We start from the raw sequence: 22,257 nt of genomic DNA, 5'->3' as shown, positions 1-22,257 counted from the left end.
AGGGGTGAAGATGACACATCAACAAGCATTGGAACATTATATCCAAGCAACAAATACCCATGATTTTAATCAAGTAAAGGCTATTTTGCATCCACAAGCAATTTATTGGTTCTCTGATAAAACATGCACTACAACAGAGGAGATTGAGGCTTATTTCAAGCATGCATGGAATGTCATTAAAGAAGAGGTTTATTCAGCTACTGATGTAAAATGGTTAACCGTTGATGAAACGACGGCTACCTGTCTTTATACATATCACTATGAAGGCTATCATAACGAAAAGTTTGTATCAGGTAGCGGTAGAGCAACTAATATTTTTACATTAGTTAACGATCAATGGAAGGTAATTCATGAGCATTTGAGTAGTGGTCATTAAATTATTTTCAATGTAACTTGAACAAGCAACAATATAATAATCAATGTTAGTAGTGTTTTGGCTATTTTTAATGGAATGTATGGGAGCACTAGGAGACCTAATTGGGAGCCTATAATGGAGCCAATTGCCATAGCAATTGCATAGTGCCATTGAATAAAGCCAGTGTGATAAAACACAATAAATGCTCCTGTACAGCTCCCGAAGAGGAGTACTCGAGTGAGCTGTACAGCCTTAATGTAAGTATGATGAGTACGTAGATAGTGTAAGATGCTAAATGTCGAAGAGCCAGGGCCGAAACCACCATCATACATAGCGATGAAAAATGGTTGCCAAAAATGAGGTGCTTGATGTTCTAGCGAATCAGGAACTTCCGTCCACGCCTTATTTTTTAAAGTTACGACTAAAGCCAAAAGAAGTAGTACACAGGCCATATAGTTCATAGTTTGCTCAGACAGCGAAACCGCTAAAAGTGAGCCACAAATCCCCCCAACAATAGCAAGAGTTATATATTTGATGATAGATGTGAGATATAGCTCCTTCTGATAGAGTAGATAAAAAATACTGGATAAAGACGAAATGCCTGTCGAAAATTTGTTTGTGGCAATACTTGTTTGAATAGGGATACCGACAAGCATCATGGCAGGAAGTGTAATTAGTCCACCACCTCCCGCAAGTGTACCAATAAAAGCAGCTACCATTCCGATACATATGAGTGTTAAAGAAATGTTTGTATAGAAAAGTCCAACTAAGCTAAGTAGTACAAATAATAACAGCATGATCATTTTATTCATAAGCTTCTCCCTTTCTTTTATTAGCTTTAGGGTAAATGTTGTTAATGTATAAATCTAATATATAATTTTTAGTGATTTATAAATTTAATTTATATTAATGGAGGCTGACAGAATGAGGTTGCTTCAATCGGAGGAAGAGCTGAAGAACTTAATTGCATCTGATGACTGGATGATGAGCATTTTATCCACAGTAGAAAACTTGCAACTACCAGATTGGTGGATATGCGCAGGAATTATTCGCTCAAAGGTATGGGATTACCTTCACAATAAGGAGGAAAGAACACCAATTGCTGATATTGATGTGATATATTTTGATAAAGAAAATTTAGCAGAAGAAGTAGAGAAGCAGTATGAGCAAGAACTGAGAAAGTTATCTCCAAACGAGCCTTGGTCCGTGAAAAATCAAGCACGAATGCATGTCCTAAATGGTAGTAAACCATATCAGTCTGCTGTTGATGGAATCTCTCATTTCCCAGAAATCCCAACGGCAATTGGAGTAAAATTATCAGATGGGGTACTAGAGATTGCAGCACCGTACGATATTCATCTTTTAGGAGCAGGCATAGTAGAGCCAACATCGTTTTACCTAGAAAATAAGTATGCCTATGCGATTTATCGTCAAAGAATTCAGCAAAAACAATGGCATTTATGTTGGCCAGAATTGAAAATTCATCTTCAATAAAAAAAGAAAGAGGGGGAACAATTGCAACAAGATATAACCTATGTCATTAAACACTATATAAAATCTTTAGATTGGATAGATAATTTACGAGGGTTATCTGAGGCACAATGGCGTATGCCCATTGAACCTGGGAAATGGTCGGTTGCAGAGGTAATTGGGCATCTTCCACCATGGGATAAGTTTGTGCAAAATTACCGAATTCCTTTTCTCTTTACAGATGAGCGTCTGCCGAAAGGGCCAGATGTAGCACATTTGAATACGATGGCAGCTAAGAAAAGCCGTGAACAAACAATGGAGGAAACATTGAATGATTTTATTTCCACAAGGCGTCAATTATTGCAGGACATTCAGCAATGGACAGATGAGCAATGGCAACAGTCATTTAAAATTGGGCAGTCAGAAATGACTATAATCGACTATTTTGTAGGATTAATCAATCATGATTTACATCATTTTTCACAGATTCAGAATGTTATACATGTATAGGAGTTAGCATATGGATATCAAGTATTTAATTGATTACTTTGCACATGCTTCTGTAAAATTTACAGATGTTTTTACTAAAAAAATGGAGCCAGGTGAAGTAGATGCTGGTAGAACAACAGCTCCAGAAAAGTGTGGTTTAGTAGTACCACTTGCAGGGAGTGCGATCTTTAGCTTTAATGGAACCCCCTATATGATGGAGCCAGGAATGATTGCCCATGCTGGCCCCCAGATGCCGATAGAAGTGAGAGCGACTGGCCATAAAGGTTGGGAGTATGCAGTTGTTCATTACAGCCTACCTACAGAAGAAATAAATCTATATCCACTAGCCGAGCAACATTTTCTAATCAATACAGGCTTTAACACACAAATTATTAGCCATGTTCAGCAATTAGTAGAAAGCTATTCCTTTCCTGGTAATATGGCTTTATTCAAGTCTAAGACATTATTTATGAATTTGTTGGAAGATATCCTTGTAGCGGCAAAAATGCAGGTTTTAGATAGTGCCAGCGAATTAATGGAACAGGCATTACAGTATATACACGAAAATTATGCACAGCAAATCTCAGTATCAAATATCTCGATGGAATTGGGCATTGAGCGTCGTCGTTTTGCTTATTTATTTGAGCAGCATACAGGTATGAATCCAAGTACATATATAACAGAATACCGTATACGACGTGCGAAAGACTTACTAGAATATGGTGGAATACCTGTAGCTGAAATTGCAGAATGTGTTGGATATGTAGATTGTTTTTATTTTAGCAGAGTATTTAAAAAGTGTACGGGTTTATCTCCCTCAGCCTATCGCAAGTTAAAAATAGAGGAAGCCAGATATGTATAATTGACTGTTTCTTATAAAAAAGAAGCAGTTTTTTTATTGCTTAAATCGGCAAAAATCCATGTCATTTTCGAAATCGTCCATTCACAATCTTTTTTCACTTTGTTAGGATAGTATCCGTAAATGATAATGAGTATCAATTATATATTGACTTATATATGAAAACGATTATCATTATCAATATGAGATCGTTAGGGGAGAATATCTATGAATAAATATTTTAAAATGTGTGCACCAGCACTATTAGCATTATCACTGGCCGCATGTGGAACAGACAAAGCAGAGGAAGCAACATCAACAGCTAATACAGCAGAGACAAGTGCAACAGAATCACAGACAGAGCAAGCTAAATCCACGCAGACCATCACGTACTTAGGCGAGCAATATGAGCTACCAGCCGAAGTAAAGAACATTGTCGCTGCCAGTCTTGAATCAATGGAAGATGCGGCAATGCTTGGTATTAAGCCAGTAGGTGTTCTAGAAGTAGGTGGAAAAGTTCCTGCCTATCTAGCAACAGATTTTGAAGGAGCTACACTTGTAGGAAATAAAATGGAGCCAAATGCAGAAGCCATTCTTAATCTGGATCCTGATGTAATTGTGGGTACTTCGAAATTTCCTGAAGAAACGGCTGAAAAGCTCAACAAAATTCAAACAATGATTCCATACTCACATATTTCAACAAATTGGAAAGAAAATTTAACATTGCTTGCACAATTAGCTGGGAAGGAAGAGGATGCAAAGAAAATCATCTCTGACTATGAAGCCAAAGTTGCTGATGCCCAAGTAAAATCCAAGGAGCAATTAGCAGATAAGCAAGTATTAATCATCCGTGTTCGTGGTGGAGTGATGTACATCTATCCAGCAGGCGTTTATTTAAACCCTGTTCTATATGAAGATTTAGGAGCACCAGTACCAGAAGTTGTTACAACAGCTAAGGCGCAAGCGGAACTATCACTTGAAACATTAGCACAAGTAAATCCAGATGTGATTTTCCTGCAATTCGAGGATTCAGAGAATAAGGATACGCCAAAAGCTTTAGAGGAGCTACAAAAGAATCCAATTTTTACTAGCTTAAAGGCAACACAAAATAATCAAGTTTTTGTCAACACAATTGAGCCATTAGCACAAGGTGGTACTGCTTGGTCTAAGGTGAAATTCTTAGATGCTGCAGCTGAAAAGTTATTTAAATAGTATAAACAGGCTGGTAGTAGATTTGGTGGTATCACCGGGCTATTACCAGCCTTTTGTAAGATGTGGCATTTTTCATTGCAGGCAGTTGTTAAGGGTATACACTTAAGTGATTGATATTGTGTACCGCAAAATGGATAAAGAAAAAGGTGTGAAAGTTGAAAAAAACAAACAAAGTGTCGTTTTCAATATTAGCGATATCTCCTTTCCTTATTGCCCTTGTGGCACTTATTTCTGTTATGTATGGGACAAAAGATATTAGTGCCATTACAGTATGGCAGTCGATGACAGCATTTGATCCATCGGATGTCGATCATCAAATTATAAGAACAGGCCGTATTCCAAGAGTTGCCGCGGTATTACTAGTTGGAGCATTTTTAGCAGTTGCCGGTGCAGTCATGCAGGGGATTACACGAAACTATTTAGCCTCGCCTTCATTAATGGGTGTTAATGATGGCTCTGCATTTGTCATTACATTAGCCGTTGTTTTTTTTCCAGGGCTACCAAACTATCAAATGATTTTATTATCGATGCTTGGTTCTGCATTGGGAGCTGGTATTGTCTTTGGTTTTGGCTCGTTAATCCGCAATGGCTTATCTCCAGTAAGGCTAGCCATAATTGGAACGGTCATTGGCACATTTTTAAGTAGTATTGCTACTGCCATTGCGATGTATTTCCAAGTATCACAAACAGTAAGTGCTTGGTATAACACAAAGGTACATATGGTAAATATGGATTTGCTGATTCTTTCTATTCCATTTGGTTTAACTGGGTTGATCTTGGCTTTACTATCGGCAAAAGCGATTACCATTACTTCATTAGGTGAAGATATTGCCATGGGGCTAGGACAGAAAATAAAAGCAGTACGTATTATTAGCATGCTAGCTGTCGTATGTTTGACAGGGACAGCGGTTGCCCTTGTAGGGAAAATCGCCTTTGTAGGGTTAGTCATACCACATATTACACGCTTCCTTGTTGGTGTTGATTATCGCTATATTATTCCTTGTGCAGCTGTCATTGGAGCCTTTTTCTTAGCGCTTTGTGATGTCCTGAGCCGCGTTGTCAATTATCCATTTGAAACGCCAATTGGTGTCTTAACCGCATTGGTCGGTGTACCATTCTTCTTATATTTAGTTCGTAAGCACGGAGGTGAAAAACGTGCGTAAAAAAACCTCAAGTGTATTCTTTTTAACCATGCTGATGCTTGTTTTAATGATTTTAGTTGCGAGCTATTTACATATTACAAATGGTGTTTTTGATATGTCTGTAATGGATGTCATCAAAACATTGCTGCGGATCGAGTCAAATTCAAAGTTTGATCTTGTTATATTTGAATTCCGTTTACCTCGGATTGTCATTGCTGGACTTGTCGGTATTGGCTTAGGTATGGCAGGAGTTGTATTACAGGGGATTACACGCAATGGACTAGCAGATCCAGGAATATTAGGGATTAATGCTGGAGCTGGTGCAGCAGTCGTACTATTCATGTACTTCTTTCAAGTAAAGCTAGTGAGTGCAGATATGAACAGCTGGATGTCAATTTTAATGATGCCACTATTCGGTTTTATCGGTGGAACAATTGCAGCTATCCTGATTTTTTCATTTGCTTTAAAAAATGGTCATCTGGATATGCAGCGATTAATCTTAACTGGTATAGCTATCAATAGTGGATTTGGAGCTTTGTCCTTGTTCCTATCCTTAAAAATGAGTGCACAAGATTTTGAATCAGCGGCTATTTGGATGGCAGGTTCAATTTATAATGCGAATTGGATCTTTGCGCTTACAATGCTACCTTGGCTTTTGATTTTAGGAATATATGTGCATAGAAAATCATATTTACTCGATTATTTTCAGCTTGAAGAGGATAGCATCACAAGTTTAGGAATAGCTGTTGAAAAGGAGAAAATGAAGCTGTTACTAGCCAGTGTAGGTCTTGTCAGTGCTTGTGTGTCTGTATCAGGGAGTATTGGCTTCATAGGTTTAATGGCCCCACACATTGCCAAGCAGCTTGTTGGTATTCAGCACCGTTACGTTATGCCAGTGAGTGCTTTAATTGGTGCAGGTCTGTTAATCCTCGCTGATTTTATTGGTAAAACCGTTTTTGCACCATCGGAACTGGCTGTAGGTATTGTTGTTTCAATTATTGGGATTCCGTATTTCTTGTATTTACTGGTGAAATCTAAGGCATAGGAGGAAATGGCGTGCAAACTGCATTTAGAATGGAAAATTTGGCTTCAGGTTATGAGCAGGTACGTGTCTTTGAAGGGTTAAATTTAACGATAGAAGAGGGCAAAGTGACTACAATCATCGGTCCAAATGGTTGTGGTAAATCTACACTCCTTAAAACAATAGGACGTATTTTAAAAAAACAACAAGGTACGGTATATTTGCAGGAGCAAAATATGCAAAATTTATCGACCAAAGATATTGCCAAGAAACTAGCAATATTATCTCAAACACCGATAGCTCCTGGTCAATTGAAAGTGGAGGAGTTAATTGCGTATGGTCGCTATCCACATCGCAACAATGTCAATCGTTTAACGAATAAGGATGAGGAAATGATTGAATGGGCTTTAACAGTTACTAATACGATGGAATATCGAAATAGGGAGCTTGCCCAGCTTTCAGGAGGTCAGCGTCAGCGTGTTTGGCTAGCTATGGCCTTAGCACAAGAAACAAATATCTTGCTATTGGATGAACCTACTACTTATTTAGATATGGCGCATCAGCTAGAGGTATTGGACATTGTTAAAAGTTTAAATGAGCACCACAGCTGTACAGTAGTGATGGTTCTACATGATATTAACCACGCGGCCAGATATTCAGATCATCTTATTGCAATGCGTAAGGGTACTATTATGCAAACTGGCACGCCACAGGAAATTTTAAGTGCTGAGGTAATGCGTAAAGTATTTAATATTGATGCACGCATTATGGAAGATCCTGTAACCAATACACCTGTATGTTATGGCTATGAAATTTTGAAGGAGGATATCTAATGAATACAACTAAAGTAGACTACATTACACAACATATGACTTCAAAATTGACAAATTATTTGTACACGATTAATATCTATGTGCCAGAGGAGGAAGCGCCACAAGATGGCTTTCCAGTTTTGTATGTACTTGATGGCTCATCCTATTTTAACCTTGTAAAGGAAGCGGTGCGTCTACAAAGTCGTAATGCACCAAAAACAGGTATCCTTCCAGCTATTGTTATTGGAATTGGTCATGGCGACGATATGCGTGAAAGAAGATTTTATGATTTTACAGCACCTGCGGAGTCTTATATTTATCCAGCAAGATTTAAAGGAAAAGGTCATGAGAAGCTTGGAGGAGCAGTGGATTTTAGTCGCTTTATAGAAGAAGAGCTAAAGCCGACGATTGAGGCACAATATCCAGTAAATCAAGCACAGCAAGCTTTATTTGGTCATTCCCTAGGAGGTTACTTTGCACTGTGGCAACTATTTCACCACCAATCCAGCTTCCAGCGCTATCTAGCTATTAGCCCATCCATTTGGTGGAATGAGCATGAATTAGTGCAGTGTGCTTCAGTATTTCTGAACGAGCATCAAGACATGAACGAAACTTTGTTTTTGAGCGCTGGTGAACTTGAAACCTTTATGGTGGATGATGCGCGCCAAATGGCGACAGTATTAGAAAAAATAATGAATGTTGAATTTTATGAGGCTTTAAACGAAAATCATGCTTCGATCGTACCAACTGTTATTAGTAGAGCCATACGTTTTATGCATAAATCACATTAATAGTAGACCGCATTGTCTTTTGATAATGCGGTTTCTTTTTTATTTATTAATAAAATTAACGAATGATACGCATAATAAAGGAAATTTGGTCATCTGTCTGGGATAAATGGAGGCGCTGTATGCAAAATAAAATTTTAAGAAACCCAGTATTTCTTATTTCAAGTGGAGCAATTTTTCTTTTGGTCATTATCGGAGCAACGATACCAGAAAAATTTAAGAACGTAGCAAACAGCGTATTTCATATGACTACGGATTATTTCGGCTGGTTTTATTTATTGACAGTCTTTATTATCGTTATTTTTTTATTTGGCTTGGCAATTAGTAAATATGGCACCATTCGCTTAGGGACAGAAGATAGTCGACCTGAATTTAGCTTTCTAACATGGATTTCCATGCTTTTTTCCGCAGGACTTGGCGTAGGCTTGGTCTTTTGGGGAGTAGCTGAGCCAATGAGTCATTACTTTTCACCACCTTTTAGCTCTACGGAACCTTTAACAACAGATGCTGCAAGACTTGCCATGGGATATTCATTCTTTCATTGGGGTATAAGCCAATGGTCAGTATATGCTATTATGGGACTGGTCATGGCCTATGTACAATTTAATAAAAAACGAAATTTATTAATCTCTACAGCTTTAGAGCCAGTCACTGGTTCAAATCGTATAGTCAAAAGTACGATTGATATTCTGGCAGTTATTGCTACAGTTATGGGTGTAGCCACGTCTATTGGCCTCGGAGTTCTACAAACAAATGGGGGATTGAAGTTTGTCTTTGGCTTGCCAAATACATTTTTTATACAAATATCTATTATTGCCATTATGTTTGTAGGCTATATGTTTTCTTCTACGACAGGTCTTCAAAAAGGGATTCGTATTTTAAGTAATGTTAATATGGGCCTTGCTATTATTCTGTTGCTTTTTGTATTTATAACAGGCCCTACAGTTTTCATTCTAGAAACTTTTACATTAGCGATAGGGGATTATATTTCAAATTTTATTCAGTATAGCCTTCGAATGCAGCCATATGTGGGGGGAACTTGGGTAAAAGATTGGACTATTTTTTATTGGGCTTGGGCTATTGCTTGGTCTCCGTTTGTAGGATCATTTATAGCTCGTGTATCTAGAGGTAGAACGATTCGAGAATTTATTATAGGTGTTTTAATTATCCCGCCCCTTATTGCCTGTTTTTGGATTGCGGTCTTTGGTGGTACTGCCATGTGGTTTGATTTACATGAAAATGCACATATAGCTGAAGCAGTTAGTAATGATGTTACAATTGCACTTTTTCAAATGCTTGAGCATTTGCCATTATCACTGTTAGCACCAGTTATAGGCATAATGTTAATTTTTACTTTCTTAATCACTTCTGCTGATTCAGCTACATTTATTATGGCGAGCATGACGTCCAGAGGTTCTTTAAATCCCACAATTTTATCAAAGCTAGTATGGGGTGTTTTAATGGCAGCTATTTCAGGCGTTTTATTGTATACAGGAGGTCTTGAAGCATTACAAACGGCCTCGTTAATCGCTGCATTACCTTTTACAGTGGTGTTACTTTTATTAATGATTTCTTATATTAAGATGATGAAGGAAGAGATTATTCCTCTTAAGAAAAAGGATATCCAACGTTTGAAAATAGCGAGAAAGCACATTGAAAAGGAAGCAAAAGTGAAAGACAAACATAATAAGTAGTAGGCCGTATTCGAAATAATACGGTTTCTTTTTGTTTTAATATGCACTATTATGAATAAAAAACGATAAGAGGTGGTTTAGGATGGAAATTGTTTTAGCACAGAGCAAGGATGCCCCAGTTATACATCAGGTGATGCTACAGGCGTTTCAAGAATATGAAAAAGCTACTCCACCATCCAGTGCACTAAGTGAAACGGTGGATTCTATTGAGCAGGCAATGCAGCAAAGTGAACAAGCGTTTATTGGCTATATCGAAAAACAGCCAGTTGCCATGGTAAGGTTTACCCTCAGTACAAAGGGAATTTATTTTTTTAGACTTTCAGTTATCCCAGAAAGACAGGGACAAGGTTTAGCTAAAACACTAATTTCTTGGCTTGAACAATATACACTATCGAAGGGGATTACAATTAGTCAGTGCAAAGTACGTATGAGTGTTCCACGTAATATTGAGTTATATCGTTCTTTAGGTTATGTTGTAACGAAAGAGGAAATGGTGAAGAATCGTAATGGTAACTCTCTAGTAATAGCAACAATGGAAAAGAGACTTTCCAATGAGGAGGAGTTTAATTGAGAAAAAAGGTCGCCTGCTTGCATGCTCATTATTCCAATATACAATACATTGAGCAGGCTTTTCAAAGCGCTGAAGACATAGAGATACTCCATTTTGTAGACCCTGGCGTGATACAGCACGTGTCTAAAGGTAGTGATGGTTTAGCACGTAAAGTTAAGGAGCAAATTGAATGGATAATTAGCTGTGATGTGGATGCCATTTTAATAACGTGTACAAATTATATTGCTTTATTAGAGGATGAAACTTTGTTCGATCCCTCGATCCCTATCATAAAGATAGATGAGCCCTATTTTGAAAGTATATGTAAGCAACAGCCTCAATTTATTCTTTTTACAAATCCTGCAACTGTCGAAGGAACGATGGCAAGACTTCACCAATATGCTAAGCATCAAGGAGTATCAGTAGATGTAGAGGGAAAAATTATTGAGCATACATTTAATCTCATTATGCAGGGGAAAAAGGAAGCCTATGATGATGCTATTTTAAGGGCTTTACATACTTTGTCAGCTGAAGAAAAATCCATATCAGTTGCCCAGCTATCGATGGTGGATGCAGCACAACGATTTGAAGATCACACGGCGATTACAATTCTCCATCCATTAAAGTCATTAGTTGATATTGTAAAAAGTACGATAAAATGATAGTTTTATAATTTACAGAATTATCTGTAACAATATGGTTAAAACAAACGTTTCATAAGAAAGGGGGATGTTATGAAACGAGTTGTATTTGGATGTATATTGCTATTATTTTTAGTGGGTTGTACAGACAAAGCAAATGTTACAATGCCAGAGGATCTACCTGATTTTGTGCAAGAAAGTGATATTGCATCAGTTGATTGGAATCAAAAGGCAGTGGAATTTGGTGATAGAGGCATTATTGGTAATGCTGATAAGTCGGGTGTCATTGGTGCGAATATGCCTAGTCTAAGCACACAAAAATGGATGTGGCATCTATGGGGAATAGATGAAGTACGAGATACAGAATTAACAGTTATTGGATACCATAGAGACTCTAAAGTCATACAACCGATTTTAGCGAATGGTTGGAGCATAGGACTCGGAGGACCTGTTAATGGAGCAGATGCTCATACACCTTCTCATGTGAAAGTTCCTAAGCCTGGTGAATGGGCTATTCTACTGTATACAAATGAAAAATACTTTGATACGTTGATATACGATATCCAGGAATAATAGTAAACCCTTATTTTATAAGTATTTATACTTATAAAATAAGGGTTTTTGATGTTTGTATATGTATTGGGAAAGGAGGTGTGTGGTGTGCGCATGTAAGCTTGCATTGTGTATTGCTTTCATATTTCTGAAATGCACAAGATGCTGAAGACGCCATTCAGAAATTTAAATGCGAAAAGCTATTGAACATAGATAATTACAGTGCATGGTTATAGCAAGAAAAATATTAAATTGGTAATATAAAAAATAAAACGGAGGTCAGCAATATGAAAGATTTACGTTATCCCATTGGACAATTCCAATTTCCGAAAGAAATGAATTCACAGCAAGTACTAGAGTGGATTAATGAAATTCGTTTGTTACCAAAACAACTTGCAGATGCGTTAAGTGGTGCAAGCGAGCAAGACTTAGCAAAATCTTACCGTGAAAATGGCTGGACCGTGACACAGCTAGTCCATCATATTGCTGATAGTCATATGAATAGCTATATCCGTTTTAAGCTAGCGTTAACAGAGGATGTACCAACCATTAAGCCATACAATGAGGCAGAATGGGCACAGTTACAAGATTCTGAAATGCCAGTAGCAATTTCTTTTAATTTGATTGAAAGCTTACATGAACGTTGGGTTTATTTACTGTCAAGCTTATCGGAGGAACAATTACAAAGAGCCTTTAATCATCCTGATTCAGGCCTGACGACTCTTGAGCATGCAATTGGCCTTTATGCATGGCATGGTAAGCATCATTTGACACATATTCAGAATGCTTTGGTTAAATAAATATGGATGTTTTATGAAAAAACAAGTGATTTCTGCTAATGAGGAAATCACTTGTTTTCATTTTTTATTTAAGTTTATTTTATACGATAGTAATACCAGCACTTGCGTTACCAGCAAGTGTAGCAGCAACTCCTGTAGTAGTCATAGAGAATACCATTAGTAAACGATCACCAGTACTTACAGGTACTGAAACGTTTGCATTACCACTTGCAATCGTACCTACTGCCAATGCTATTAGTGGTAAAGGTGGTAATAAATCAACAAATGCTGCAGTAGGGCTGAATACATTGCTTCCTTGAACTGCGCGGTAAATCTGTGCTCTGACAGTTGCTGTTCCAGTTAGAGTTAAAGCAGCAGTTGCTGAGATTGTAGCAGAAATAGATGTAATAGTACCTGGACGTGGAACCGTAAATGCTTCTGTAGCAGCAGAAGTTGTTAAATCAATATTAACGCCAGCAAGAGTAATCCCTGGAACTGCTGTACCAAAACCTACAAGACTTACAGTTGCAATTAAACCAGTAGCAGCAGCTACTAATGCAACAGGAGTTATTCCTGATGAGAATGGGATAATAGAACCAGTAGCTACTGGTGGAGTAATACATGCAGCGTCAATTGCAACAAAAGGTCCCAGTGCAGTACACTCCCCGTTACCATGACCGTTACCTGAACAGCCACACATTGAGTTATTCAAACACATTTTTACACCCCCTTTCTTCATTATTCTATTCATTTCAGATTAGGGGTTAAGGGCAATTATCTATTTCACCTATAAATTCAATGATTTCTTTATGACTGCTTTTATTTAACACATAAAGACATCCACTATGTATGTTTTGACATAGTGGATGTTTAAGATAATGTTAACTCCATCTTTTAAAGAAATCGAAAAATGAGTTTTTTCCCTTTTTATGTTCTTCCTCAATCGGCTTGTTTACAGATTCAAGTTGCATGATCTCTTCTTCAAAGGACGGATGAACCTCATAGGTTGCATCAGCATGATACACTTCAACATATTCTTCTGTTTCTAATGAAGGAGAATGATCTATAGCTGCAGGTTCTGCTACTGTTTCTGCAATGATTTGGTTGAGAGGCTCACTAGCTATTGCTTCAATGTCTTGACTAACAGGGTCGCTAATTTGCTCAAAGATAACTTGTTCTATCGATTCATTCGTTACAATGGGATTCTCAAGATTGTTACGTTCATTCTCAATTTTCACAACCTCCATAGGATTATTTAATGTTTCAGTTTTAGTGCTATCTGATTCATTAACTATAGAAGATTGTAAAGTATCATTCTCGATGTTTTCTTCTCTTGAAGCAGGCTGTACGGCAGATGGATCATATACACTTACTGGAACTTCCTTTGCATCCATGGCATTTTTAAAATGGAAGGTGGATTCAACTGTCGTGTTTCTGTATAAACCATTGTATATTTGGCTGGGGTGCGTATTGATTGATTGGAAATATTGCTGATTAAAATGCCGTTCTTCAGGTTTAGTTTCCGGTAGACCATTCTGAGGAGAGGGACCCCCGATATTTACATTTGGTTGGTGGTTTTTGGCTTTACCTGCCACACTTTGTAGTAGTCTATAAGAAGGTTGTGCTGATGTAATTGTAGTTTGATCTGCTGTCTGTGTCATTCTAGGTTGTCTAGGTAAAAGATTAGAATAGGTTTGAGCAGGCATGTCAATGGAGGGCATTATGGTTTTTGTATCATTTCCTTTAACTGGCAACAGTTTATTTAAAATTGATAAAATCTCTTGGTTCATTCCTTCAATGGTTTGATTCAAAGACTCAAGCTGTGTTGAAAGAACCCTAATTTGATCGTCGTATCCTTTTATATATGAATTTTGTTTAGTATCCAATGTCTCTGTAATCCCTTCTAAATGGGCCATCTGTGTTTTTAGTCCATCAAACTCCTGCTTCATATAAAGGAAATCTTCAATTGACTTCCCCATTTTTAACGAGGTTAACGATTCTCTATAAGATTCAATTTTTTCCTTTAAATTTTCAATTTCTTGAGTGGTATACAATTTTGACTCTTCCATTGTAGTTCACCCCTTTCAGTCCATTATTAGTTTATTAAAAATATTGACTTTCTGTTACAAATATAACGGTTCTTTCAACATTTTGATTCGTATCGTTAATGAGGGAAGTGTATGAAAACAAATCTTGATTGATTTTAATAAATATCCAATGTAACTATTTGTTAGCCCATGCACTTATAGCTGAAAAACATATGCTACAAACGAAAGATAAAAATTTTATGGAGGTGTCAAAAGGATGCAAGAGCATATGCCATCCCAGGCGCAGGAACTAATCTGTATAAATGTTGATAAGGTATACGACTGGATTGTAAAAGAAATGTCGTTTGATATTTCACCTACTGGACCAATTACATTCCCAGGTGTTACAGCAACTACTGACTTAACAGGTGCTATTGTTACTTGTCGAGTAATTCCAGCAACTACAAATCCAATTGTGATTCTGAACCGTGAGAATCGCCAATTCTCTATTGATGGATCAACTGTTTGTCTGCAACATCTAAATGTTCAAAAGAACTTCATTCTAACAATTGTCGTTACTTTACCTAATGGTACTGTTTTCACAAGCAATAATATTCCAGTTTCTCGCTGTGAGCAAGTGACATTATGTGCACCTAAGGGAACAGACGTTGAAATTTTATACACAGATTTAGATTGCTTCGTTTGTACAACTGGAACACTTAGTGTTGGAACAGGTGCTGCAGCAGGTACAATCACGTTCTCTGCGTTGACAATTACTGTTGCTGTTTGTCAAAGTATTCAATCTACATTCCCAGTTACTGTGGAATTTTTAGCAACTTTCTGCGAACCAAGAGCAGACTTACCATTCTCATGTCCAACTGCGGTTCGTCCACAACAATGCCCAGTTATTTTCCCAACTGTTGGTTAATTGTGATAACAAAAAGAAGAAAGTCATACTATGAAGAGAGGGTAATCCTCTCTTTTTTTAATGGAAATAACAAGGAGGTTTAAAGTGGCAGATCGTATTGAAGACAAGATACAGGCACTAAAAGAACAAACAAATGCCTATGTTCATGATATTAAAAGGTTGGTTGAGGAATTAGCAATTCCGAATAGGATTAACCTCATTAGTTATTTTACAACTGCACTTAATATTTCTTATGATCCTGAGCAAGAGAGTTTATGTTTAGGCTCCTATCATATTCGTAATATTGGTAGTGCAGCCGTCACGAACCCATCTTTGTGTATAACAATACCCAAGGAGTCACCGTTTTACTTTTCAGGGAGATATGTTCATGAAAATTTCACTCCGAATTTTAAAACTCAGGGGCAGAGTCAGTGGGAGCGTTTTAATGACAAATCAAGCAAAGAGGAGTATTGGCTGAGACCAGTTGGTAAATCAACAATCGAACCGAATGAAACCATTTCATTTACCAATTTTCAAATAAAATGGTCCCATAATTTATCATATTCAGGCACGATTATGGGTTTTACATATTGCGATCAGCTCACAGAAGGTGTTGTTGTTTTAAATCCAATTAATCTAAATGGAATGGGCCAAACACAGGAGGAAGACAATGGGTGACAACGAAAAACAAGAGTTTGGTAGTGTAATTCAACAATTAGTAAAGGAACAGCTAAGTCGTCGTAATGAACAAGATAATAGCTTTGCCTTTCTTGAAAAAAGTACATTACAGCTATTAATGGCTTATCTTGTTTCAGGCGAAAAGAGTCATGTTGAACAAATAGAGAATTCAAAGTTAGAAGAAAAATGGATGAAGCAGCTGGATGATTTACTAGAGGAAAGTAGAGAGCAGCTTGAAGAGGTGGTCGATTTACTAAAAAGATATTCAGGCTAGGGGGTGTGATGATGGACAATGATATTGTGAAAAACAATGATCCAATACAGCTCCAACAAATGATTATTTTTTTAAGGGCCGAGTTAGCCAAGTACAAAAATGAAGTAAAAAGACTTAGAGATAGTGATTATTATGCTTTGGTTCTTCGACTTGAACGAGAAAATGTTCAATTAACAAGGCATAAAAAAGAACTTTCGATGGAGCTCCTAAAGTTGAAAAGAGACTTTGATAAAGAATTGCAAGCTTACGATGAAGAAATTCAGAAGAGAGAAGCACAAAGAAAAAAGCAAATTGCATCCATTGAGGCATTATTAAAGGAATTGGCAGAATTGCGGGCTGAAAAAAAGTCATTGATGGACAAATTTCAAGCATCAAAGGAGGCTTCGATCGATTCAAATGAAAGGTCTATTGTGGAAAGCATAGATAAAAAGTTAAGTGACTATACAACCATAGCAAGTAAACAAATGGAGAATATTTTAGAGACACTAGAAAAATACCATAGAGAGAAAGTAGAATCGGACAGCCTTCATCGACATTTACTAAGTGAGTTAGAGACGAAAAATCTAGATATTGAGAGATTATCCAATGAAATAGTTGCATTAAAGAAACAATCTAAGGATGGTAGCCCATTAATGAAACAAGGAGTTAATATTGATGAACAAATAGATTTTAGATTACGCATGCTCGATGAATTAGATGAGAAATTGAATGAACTAGCGTTAGAAATCAATAGTGAGCAGCTTTAGCTATAAAATTTCATCATGACTGTTTCAAAAGTATGCCTTTGAAACAGTCATTTTTTTGATTTGCATAAAAAGCTTTTAAGAAGGTTCAACCGCTCACAAAGAAGAGGAAGGCGCTCCAAAGCAGGTTAACCTCGCTCACAAAGTAGAAGACACCGCTCTAAAACAGGTCAGAACCGCTCATGAGGATCTCATCATGACCCCCCATTCCAATATTATTTTGTTTCTCTATGCAGGGTTACACGCTTCAGGCGAGGGGAGTACTTTTTAAGCTCCAATCTTTCGGGATTATTGCGTTTATTTTTAGTAGTAATATAGTTTTTATCACCTGTTTCAGTACAGGCTAGCGTTACTTGTACACGCATTGAAGGACCTCCTTTTAAATAGTAATTATTACGATTTATACAATATATTTCTCACTGGAGATTGTCAAGTTTAATTTCACTAGTAATAAAAAGCTTTGCATTTTCCAAAGTAATATGATTTAATTACAAATTGTAAATAGTAATGATTACGATTTGAGGAGTTGTAAAAATGACAAAGAAAATTCCTGTTACAGTATTGAGTGGATATTTAGGTTCTGGTAAGACAACAATGATGAATCATGTATTGCAAAACAAAAAGGATTTACGTGTCGCTGTTATTGTGAATGATATGAGTGAAATTAATATTGATGCGGAGCTTATCGCAAATGGTAGCGGTATATCACGTACAGAAGAGAAATTTGTGGAGCTATCGAATGGTTGTATTTGCTGTACATTACGAGAGGATCTATTGCAGGAGGTGGAACGTCTTTCGAAGCTAGGCAATATTGATTACATTTTGATTGAATCGACAGGGATTAGTGAGCCGATTCCAGTTGCACAAACATTTAGTTATTTAGACGAGGAGCTTGGCATTGATTTAACGAAGTTTTGTCGATTAGATACAATGGTTACTGTCGTAGATGCCCATCGTTTTTGGCATGATTTTCAGTCTGGGGAAAGCTTATTGGAGCGGAAGGAAGCTGTTGGTGAATTAGATGAGCGTGATGTTGCAGACCTTCTTATTGATCAAATTGAATTTTGTGATGTCCTTATTTTAAATAAGTGCGATTTAGTATCCGCAGAGGAGCTTGAGCGATTAGAACGTATTTTACGTGCATTACAGCCTGAGGCAAAACTTATACGTACAACAAATGGTGTTATTGATCCAGTTGAAATTTTAAATACGGGGCGCTTTGACTTTGAACGTGTCTCTGAATCGGCTGGTTGGTTAAAGGAGTTGGAGCTTGGTCATGAAAACCATACACCAGAGACTGAGGAGTACGGGATCTCTTCCTTTACCTATAAACGCAAAAGACCGTTTCATCCGATGCGCTTTGTTGAGTGGTGTGATCACATGCCAGATTCAATAGTACGAGCGAAGGGGATTATTTGGAGTGCAAGACATCAGGAAGTTGCACTATTATTATCACAAGCGGGGTCATCTGCAAAAATTGAACCAGTCTCTTATTGGGTAGCAGCTCTTTCTCAAGCCCAGCAGCAGGATGTATTCCAGCAAAGCCCTGAAGTATTGGAAGATTGGGATGAAGAGTTCGGAGATCGAATGACACAACTTGTGATTATTGGCATTGATCTAGATCGAGAAGACATCACTAAACAGTTGGACAACTGTTTGTTAACAAATGAAGAGTTTCAGAACCCTTGGGAACGTCTACAAGATCCCTTTAACTGGGAATGGCAATAAAGAAGAAAAGAAGATTTCGGCTAAGACTCCGAAATCTTCTTTTGAAATACACGATTATAATTAGTAGCATCTCGTAATGCTTTTTCTTCTATAGGTATTCGTACAGAAAGCATTGTAATATTGAGTAATGTAAAACAAAATGCTGTAAAGTATGCCTGAAACATGAGTGGTAGCAAAAGGATTTCTAAACAAACTACCGCATAATTGGGATGGCGCATATATTCATATGGCCCTTTACGAACAACATGTGCGTCAGGTAAAATGAGGATTTTTGTATTCCAAAAAGTGCCTAAAGAGCGAATACACCAGATTCTTAAAGCCTGCACAGCTAAAAATAATATAAAAAATAACGGAAATAAGGGCGAGATACCATTGTTGTTTGTGACGATTTCCACTATTAAAAACAGAAAAAAGCTAATATGCATGGCTACCATATAGGGGTAGTGTGAAGCACCTACTTCATAGGCTCCTTGAGAAAGCATCCACTTCTCATTGCGCTTGGCAATAACAACCTCTGTCAATCTTTGTAGAACGACAAGGATAAAAATAAAATAGAAGATCATGTTACTCCCTCCAGTTTAATAATACAGCTTCTGCACAAAAACCAGGGCCAAGAGCTACGAGCAAGCCTGTATCCTCCACTTGTCCTTCATTTAACATAAACTGCTCTAATACGTATAACACTGTTGGTGATGACATATTACCATGTCGTCTCAATATTTCCCGAGAAATGTCGGTTTTTTGGGGAGATAGATAAAGTGTATCTTCATAAGCTTTTAATACCTTTTTTCCTCCAGGATGCGCAATAAAATGAGTCAATTGTTCGCTATACAGTCCTTGTGCCATTAAAAATTGCTCCATGAAAGGTCCAAGCCAATTGGTAATAATAGAAGGAATACTTTTTTGGAAAACGACATGAAGCCCGTTGTTTTTAACATCCCAACCCATTACATTTTCCGAATCTGGCATCCATTTAGAACCTGTAGCTAGAATATTAGGGGTTGGCCTTTTTGTTGCGATAGCTACTTCATCCCCACAAACAAGTATGCATGCTGCACCATCGGCAAAAAGAGAAGCACCAATTAAATTACTTTTAGAAAAATCATTTGGCTGAAAAGTGAGGCTACATAACTCGACACAAACGACAAGTACCTTTGCATGTGGATGGGCTTTACAAAAATCATAGGCTCTGCTTATACCAGCGGCTCCTCCTGCACAACCAAGACCCCATAGAGGAATGCGTTTAAGTCGATCTGAAAAGGGAATTTTGTTCATAACACGTGCGTCAATGCTAGGTGTTGAAATTCCTGTACTGCTAACAAAAATGATGGCATCGATGTCCTCAGTAGGAATAGGTGAGGATAAAAAAGCTGTATTAGCTAAACATGCTTGAATGACACTTACGCTGTATTGTGTAGCTAACTCAATATATAAATTATTACGTTCTTCAAAGGAGTGATTCGTACGATGCCATTCAGCTGGCACACAAAAATGGCGTGTGTTGATGCCACCATTTTCAAAAACCTTTAAGTAGCGCTCTAGTTTTGGAATTTTTGCATAAAAAAGCTCTTTCGTTAGTTCCTCTGCGTTATCTTGCTGTAATGTGTAAGGTGGTTGATATGTGCTAATTGAAATGATTTTAGGCAATCCAACATCTCCTCGCATTTAATGGTTTTGTTCATTGTATGCGTGGATGATTGGAATAAATGCTTATAATATTGTAATTGACAATTTCTGAAAATTTAGCTATATTGATAACAACTAAATGGAAAGTAGGTGATGTGACATGATGAATAGATCTGTAATTAGCGAACTGCAATTCGGTTTGTTCAATTTCACACGCCTAAAATATACAAAGTGACGCCGTGCCATAACTCGGGGTATTTGTGTATCTTTTAAACGTGCCTGTGAAACCTTGTAACTGCCGAATTGCAGCTACAAGGTTTTTTATTGTAGTTCCAAAAGGTGAATTGCGATAGGGCCTCTTGCGGATGACAACTATTTTCGCTGAGGCATCATACGTTTAGGAGGAAAATAAATTGAATTTAACAACATTAGGTTTTACAACATATTTTGAAGAGCAAATGATAGAAATGAAAAAACAGGCTAAATTAAAAAATTGTGTGCCTGCAAGGGTTACTTTAGAGCATAAGCATTCTTATCGGGTGTTAGCTGAAGAGGGAGAATGGCTTGCGACAATTGCTGGTCATTATGCGTATACCTCTTTAGCTCGGGAGGACTATCCAGCAGTTGGTGATTGGGTGCTAGTGGAGAAAATGCCTGGTGAGGAACGAGCAATTATTCATCAGCTATTCCAACGAAAATCTGTATTTTCACGTAAAGTTGCAGGAACGGAAATTCAAGAACAGATTGTCGCATCAAATGTCGATATTGTGTTACTTGTTATGAGCTTGAACGCAGATTTTAATATTCGACGTTTGGAGAGATATTTAGTGGCTGCTTGGGATTCAGGTGCAAAGCCCATTATTGTCCTGACAAAAGCTGATTTATGCGAGGATGTTTCGAGCTTAGTACAAGAAGTGGAGTCTGTAGCCTTTGGTGTGGATATCTTCGTAACGAGTGCTCTATCGGGCGAAGGTCTAAAGGAAATTCAGAAGCTATTCACAGAGGGGGTCACGGGGGCACTATTGGGGTCTTCAGGAGCAGGGAAGTCCACATTAACAAATGCTTTATGTGGTGAGATACTGATGAAAGTAGCGGGTATACGTGAGGATGATGCCAAGGGACGACATACAACAACCCATCGAGAGCTAGTAGTATTGCCTGCTGGTGGCTGTCTAATTGATACGCCAGGGATGCGTGAGCTTCAACTGTGGGATCAAGGGGATAGTTTAGCTTCTAGCTTTCAAGATATTGAGGAACTAGCGACAGCTTGTCGTTATCGTGATTGTACACATCAAAAAGAGCCTTATTGTGCTGTGCAGCAAGCTATTGTAGATGGGGACTTGGACCAATATCGTCTACAAAGCTATTTTAAGCTGCAAAGAGAATTGGCTTATATGGAGCGCAAAACAAATACGCAAGCAAAACTTGAGGAGCAACGCAAGTGGAAGCAAATAGCCAAGGGAATGAAAAAGGGGAAGAAATAATCAATAGGAGCACAGCCATGACAATTCAAAACATCAATCATTTATTGTTTTCAGTTTCTAATTTAGAGGAATCCATCACATTTTATGAAAAAGTATTCGATGCCAAGTTGCTAGTAAAGGGGAACAGCACAGCCTATTTGGATGTAAATGGGCTGTGGCTAGCTCTGAATGTAGAAAAGGATATACCACGTAATGACATCCATCATTCCTATACACACATTGCTTTCACAATCGCTGAGGATGACTTTGATAAGGTGTATGACAGATTGGTGCAGCTAAAGGTCAATATTTTAGCAGGTCGGCAAAGAGATGAAAAGGATAAAAAATCGATTTACTTTACAGATCCTGATGGTCATAAATTTGAATTTCATACAGGAACTTTGCAGGATCGTTTGGATTATTATAAGCAAGAAAAGCAGCATATGGTGTTTTTGGATAACTAATTAA

Annotated in this window: 27 protein-coding genes; 21 read left to right on the top strand and 6 right to left on the bottom strand. The window is 37.6% G+C overall.

The window, feature by feature from the left end:
* Positions 1–10: 10 nt before the first annotated feature.
* Positions 11–376, top strand: coding sequence for a YybH family protein (locus tag HXV90_RS21510; RefSeq protein WP_066037968.1), 366 nt, complete (start codon positions 11–13; stop codon positions 374–376).
* On the opposite strand, the gene HXV90_RS21505 is transcribed toward HXV90_RS21510, so the two are convergent.
* The gene (locus tag HXV90_RS21505; protein WP_269897966.1) at positions 373–1,167 is read right to left on the bottom strand and encodes a sulfite exporter TauE/SafE family protein; all 795 of its coding nucleotides are present in this window, start codon (positions 1,165–1,167) and stop codon (positions 373–375) included. The genes HXV90_RS21510 and HXV90_RS21505 overlap by 4 nt on opposite strands.
* Positions 1,168–1,279: 112 nt before the next feature.
* Here HXV90_RS21505 and HXV90_RS21500 point away from each other — a divergent pair, with 112 nt between their 5' ends.
* From HXV90_RS21500 to HXV90_RS21440, 13 genes are all read left to right on the top strand, one after another.
* Complete coding sequence (locus tag HXV90_RS21500) at positions 1,280–1,849, top strand: nucleotidyltransferase family protein (protein WP_269897965.1); 570 nt, start codon at positions 1,280–1,282, stop codon at positions 1,847–1,849.
* A 21-nt stretch (positions 1,850–1,870) separates the two neighbouring features.
* The gene (locus HXV90_RS21495; protein WP_066037970.1) at positions 1,871–2,335 is read left to right on the top strand and encodes a DinB family protein; all 465 of its coding nucleotides are present in this window, start codon (positions 1,871–1,873) and stop codon (positions 2,333–2,335) included.
* Between the two features lie 10 nt (positions 2,336–2,345).
* Positions 2,346–3,176 carry a helix-turn-helix domain-containing protein gene (locus HXV90_RS21490; RefSeq protein ID WP_112116806.1) on the top strand — a complete coding sequence of 277 codons (831 nt, stop codon included), beginning with the start codon at positions 2,346–2,348 and terminating at the stop codon, positions 3,174–3,176.
* Between the two features lie 204 nt (positions 3,177–3,380).
* Positions 3,381–4,364, top strand: coding sequence for an ABC transporter substrate-binding protein (locus HXV90_RS21485; protein ID WP_009370609.1), 984 nt, complete (start codon positions 3,381–3,383; stop codon positions 4,362–4,364).
* A gap of 155 nt (positions 4,365–4,519) precedes the next feature.
* Positions 4,520–5,527, top strand: a complete 1,008-nt coding sequence (locus HXV90_RS21480; protein ID WP_269897964.1) for a FecCD family ABC transporter permease — start codon at positions 4,520–4,522, stop codon at positions 5,525–5,527.
* A gap of 28 nt (positions 5,528–5,555) precedes the next feature.
* Complete coding sequence (locus HXV90_RS21475; protein WP_016993066.1) at positions 5,556–6,551, top strand: FecCD family ABC transporter permease; 996 nt, start codon at positions 5,556–5,558, stop codon at positions 6,549–6,551.
* Positions 6,552–6,580: 29 nt separating this feature from the next.
* Entirely contained in the window at positions 6,581–7,360 is a 780-nt protein-coding gene (locus tag HXV90_RS21470; RefSeq protein WP_066038038.1) for an ABC transporter ATP-binding protein, read from the top strand.
* Positions 7,360–8,130 (top strand): alpha/beta hydrolase, encoded by a 771-nt coding sequence (locus HXV90_RS21465; RefSeq protein WP_269897963.1) that lies wholly within the window; start codon positions 7,360–7,362, stop codon positions 8,128–8,130. Before HXV90_RS21470 ends, HXV90_RS21465 begins: the two co-directional genes overlap by 1 nt.
* A gap of 119 nt (positions 8,131–8,249) precedes the next feature.
* A complete protein-coding gene (locus HXV90_RS21460) occupies positions 8,250–9,821 on the top strand; it encodes a BCCT family transporter (protein WP_269897962.1) in 1,572 nt (523 codons plus the stop codon).
* 82 nt (positions 9,822–9,903) lie between these two features.
* The gene (locus HXV90_RS21455; protein WP_048394093.1) at positions 9,904–10,392 is read left to right on the top strand and encodes a GNAT family N-acetyltransferase; all 489 of its coding nucleotides are present in this window, start codon (positions 9,904–9,906) and stop codon (positions 10,390–10,392) included.
* Positions 10,389–11,033: a hypothetical protein gene (locus tag HXV90_RS21450; RefSeq protein WP_112116802.1), complete on the top strand. Its 645-nt coding sequence runs from the start codon at positions 10,389–10,391 to the stop codon at positions 11,031–11,033. The genes HXV90_RS21455 and HXV90_RS21450 overlap by 4 nt, the downstream gene beginning before the upstream one ends.
* A gap of 72 nt (positions 11,034–11,105) precedes the next feature.
* Positions 11,106–11,585 carry a DUF4871 domain-containing protein gene (locus tag HXV90_RS21445; RefSeq protein WP_257961886.1) on the top strand — a complete coding sequence of 160 codons (480 nt, stop codon included), beginning with the start codon at positions 11,106–11,108 and terminating at the stop codon, positions 11,583–11,585.
* 266 nt (positions 11,586–11,851) lie between these two features.
* Entirely contained in the window at positions 11,852–12,364 is a 513-nt protein-coding gene (locus HXV90_RS21440) for a YfiT family bacillithiol transferase (protein WP_269897961.1), read from the top strand.
* 79 nt (positions 12,365–12,443) lie between these two features.
* Here HXV90_RS21440 and HXV90_RS21435 read toward each other — a convergent pair whose 3' ends face one another.
* Positions 12,444–13,061, bottom strand: coding sequence for an exosporium glycoprotein BclB-related protein (locus HXV90_RS21435; protein ID WP_048394100.1), 618 nt, complete (start codon positions 13,059–13,061; stop codon positions 12,444–12,446).
* A gap of 163 nt (positions 13,062–13,224) precedes the next feature.
* Positions 13,225–14,412, bottom strand: coding sequence for a hypothetical protein (locus HXV90_RS21430; RefSeq protein WP_269897960.1), 1,188 nt, complete (start codon positions 14,410–14,412; stop codon positions 13,225–13,227).
* Positions 14,413–14,647: 235 nt separating this feature from the next.
* Here HXV90_RS21430 and HXV90_RS21425 point away from each other — a divergent pair, with 235 nt between their 5' ends.
* The 4 genes from HXV90_RS21425 to HXV90_RS21410 all read left to right on the top strand — a co-directional run bounded on the left by HXV90_RS21425 (position 14,648) and on the right by HXV90_RS21410 (position 16,975).
* Positions 14,648–15,298: a BMQ_0737 family morphogenetic spore coat protein gene (locus HXV90_RS21425; protein ID WP_004231775.1), complete on the top strand. Its 651-nt coding sequence runs from the start codon at positions 14,648–14,650 to the stop codon at positions 15,296–15,298.
* A gap of 84 nt (positions 15,299–15,382) precedes the next feature.
* Entirely contained in the window at positions 15,383–15,955 is a 573-nt protein-coding gene (locus HXV90_RS21420; RefSeq protein ID WP_048394104.1) for a hypothetical protein, read from the top strand.
* Positions 15,948–16,229, top strand: a complete 282-nt coding sequence (locus HXV90_RS21415; RefSeq protein WP_112116799.1) for a hypothetical protein — start codon at positions 15,948–15,950, stop codon at positions 16,227–16,229. The genes HXV90_RS21420 and HXV90_RS21415 overlap by 8 nt, the downstream gene beginning before the upstream one ends.
* An 11-nt stretch (positions 16,230–16,240) precedes the next feature.
* A complete protein-coding gene (locus HXV90_RS21410; protein ID WP_112116798.1) occupies positions 16,241–16,975 on the top strand; it encodes a hypothetical protein in 735 nt (244 codons plus the stop codon).
* Between the two features lie 212 nt (positions 16,976–17,187).
* Here HXV90_RS21410 and rpmG read toward each other — a convergent pair whose 3' ends face one another.
* Complete coding sequence (gene rpmG / locus HXV90_RS21405) at positions 17,188–17,337, bottom strand: 50S ribosomal protein L33 (RefSeq protein ID WP_004231780.1); 150 nt, start codon at positions 17,335–17,337, stop codon at positions 17,188–17,190.
* A gap of 169 nt (positions 17,338–17,506) precedes the next feature.
* Here rpmG and HXV90_RS21400 point away from each other — a divergent pair, with 169 nt between their 5' ends.
* Entirely contained in the window at positions 17,507–18,700 is a 1,194-nt protein-coding gene (locus tag HXV90_RS21400) for a GTP-binding protein (RefSeq protein WP_036079527.1), read from the top strand.
* A 20-nt stretch (positions 18,701–18,720) separates the two neighbouring features.
* Here the strand turns inward: HXV90_RS21400 and HXV90_RS21395 are convergent, their stop codons facing one another.
* Both HXV90_RS21395 and HXV90_RS21390 read right to left on the bottom strand, forming a co-directional pair.
* Positions 18,721–19,263, bottom strand: coding sequence for an isoprenylcysteine carboxyl methyltransferase family protein (locus HXV90_RS21395; RefSeq protein ID WP_112116796.1), 543 nt, complete (start codon positions 19,261–19,263; stop codon positions 18,721–18,723).
* Between the two features lies 1 nt (position 19,264).
* The gene (locus HXV90_RS21390; RefSeq protein WP_112116795.1) at positions 19,265–20,347 is read right to left on the bottom strand and encodes a type III polyketide synthase; all 1,083 of its coding nucleotides are present in this window, start codon (positions 20,345–20,347) and stop codon (positions 19,265–19,267) included.
* Between the two features lie 392 nt (positions 20,348–20,739).
* Between HXV90_RS21390 and rsgA the strand changes: the two genes are divergently transcribed.
* Both rsgA and fosM read left to right on the top strand, forming a co-directional pair.
* Positions 20,740–21,810, top strand: a complete 1,071-nt coding sequence (gene rsgA / locus HXV90_RS21385) for a ribosome small subunit-dependent GTPase A (protein WP_048394110.1) — start codon at positions 20,740–20,742, stop codon at positions 21,808–21,810.
* A 17-nt stretch (positions 21,811–21,827) separates the two neighbouring features.
* Positions 21,828–22,253, top strand: a complete 426-nt coding sequence (gene fosM / locus HXV90_RS21380) for a FosM family fosfomycin resistance protein (protein WP_269897959.1) — start codon at positions 21,828–21,830, stop codon at positions 22,251–22,253.
* Positions 22,254–22,257: the final 4 nt, after the last annotated feature.

The sequence above is a fragment of the Lysinibacillus sp. JK80 genome (assembly GCF_027557635.1).
Lineage (GTDB): Bacteria > Bacillota > Bacilli > Bacillales_A > Planococcaceae > Lysinibacillus > Lysinibacillus capsici.
Note: the sequence above shows the minus strand (reverse complement) of the source record. Positions and strands in the feature narration are given on the sequence as shown.

What these genes read in the sequence shown, in the direction of transcription:
- HXV90_RS21425 (WP_004231775.1), top strand. Translation starts at nt 14,648, where the DNA reads ATGCAAGAGCATATGCCATCCCAGGCGCAGGAACTAATCTGTATAAAT.
- HXV90_RS21435 (WP_048394100.1), bottom strand. Translation starts at nt 13,061, where the DNA reads ATGTGTTTGAATAACTCAATGTGTGGCTGTTCAGGTAACGGTCATGGT.
- HXV90_RS21460 (WP_269897962.1), top strand. Translation starts at nt 8,250, where the DNA reads ATGCAAAATAAAATTTTAAGAAACCCAGTATTTCTTATTTCAAGTGGA.
- HXV90_RS21415 (WP_112116799.1), top strand. Translation starts at nt 15,948, where the DNA reads ATGGGTGACAACGAAAAACAAGAGTTTGGTAGTGTAATTCAACAATTA.
- HXV90_RS21395 (WP_112116796.1), bottom strand. Translation starts at nt 19,263, where the DNA reads ATGATCTTCTATTTTATTTTTATCCTTGTCGTTCTACAAAGATTGACA.
- fosM (WP_269897959.1), top strand. Translation starts at nt 21,828, where the DNA reads ATGACAATTCAAAACATCAATCATTTATTGTTTTCAGTTTCTAATTTA.
- rpmG (WP_004231780.1), bottom strand. Translation starts at nt 17,337, where the DNA reads ATGCGTGTACAAGTAACGCTAGCCTGTACTGAAACAGGTGATAAAAAC.
- HXV90_RS21465 (WP_269897963.1), top strand. Translation starts at nt 7,360, where the DNA reads ATGAATACAACTAAAGTAGACTACATTACACAACATATGACTTCAAAA.
- HXV90_RS21490 (WP_112116806.1), top strand. Translation starts at nt 2,346, where the DNA reads ATGGATATCAAGTATTTAATTGATTACTTTGCACATGCTTCTGTAAAA.
- HXV90_RS21505 (WP_269897966.1), bottom strand. Translation starts at nt 1,167, where the DNA reads ATGAATAAAATGATCATGCTGTTATTATTTGTACTACTTAGCTTAGTT.
- HXV90_RS21400 (WP_036079527.1), top strand. Translation starts at nt 17,507, where the DNA reads ATGACAAAGAAAATTCCTGTTACAGTATTGAGTGGATATTTAGGTTCT.
- HXV90_RS21455 (WP_048394093.1), top strand. Translation starts at nt 9,904, where the DNA reads ATGGAAATTGTTTTAGCACAGAGCAAGGATGCCCCAGTTATACATCAG.
- HXV90_RS21410 (WP_112116798.1), top strand. Translation starts at nt 16,241, where the DNA reads ATGGACAATGATATTGTGAAAAACAATGATCCAATACAGCTCCAACAA.
- HXV90_RS21470 (WP_066038038.1), top strand. Translation starts at nt 6,581, where the DNA reads ATGGAAAATTTGGCTTCAGGTTATGAGCAGGTACGTGTCTTTGAAGGG.
- HXV90_RS21430 (WP_269897960.1), bottom strand. Translation starts at nt 14,412, where the DNA reads ATGGAAGAGTCAAAATTGTATACCACTCAAGAAATTGAAAATTTAAAG.
- HXV90_RS21475 (WP_016993066.1), top strand. Translation starts at nt 5,556, where the DNA reads ATGCTGATGCTTGTTTTAATGATTTTAGTTGCGAGCTATTTACATATT.
- HXV90_RS21445 (WP_257961886.1), top strand. Translation starts at nt 11,106, where the DNA reads ATGAAACGAGTTGTATTTGGATGTATATTGCTATTATTTTTAGTGGGT.
- HXV90_RS21440 (WP_269897961.1), top strand. Translation starts at nt 11,852, where the DNA reads ATGAAAGATTTACGTTATCCCATTGGACAATTCCAATTTCCGAAAGAA.
- HXV90_RS21510 (WP_066037968.1), top strand. Translation starts at nt 11, where the DNA reads ATGACACATCAACAAGCATTGGAACATTATATCCAAGCAACAAATACC.
- HXV90_RS21500 (WP_269897965.1), top strand. Translation starts at nt 1,280, where the DNA reads ATGAGGTTGCTTCAATCGGAGGAAGAGCTGAAGAACTTAATTGCATCT.
- HXV90_RS21485 (WP_009370609.1), top strand. Translation starts at nt 3,381, where the DNA reads ATGAATAAATATTTTAAAATGTGTGCACCAGCACTATTAGCATTATCA.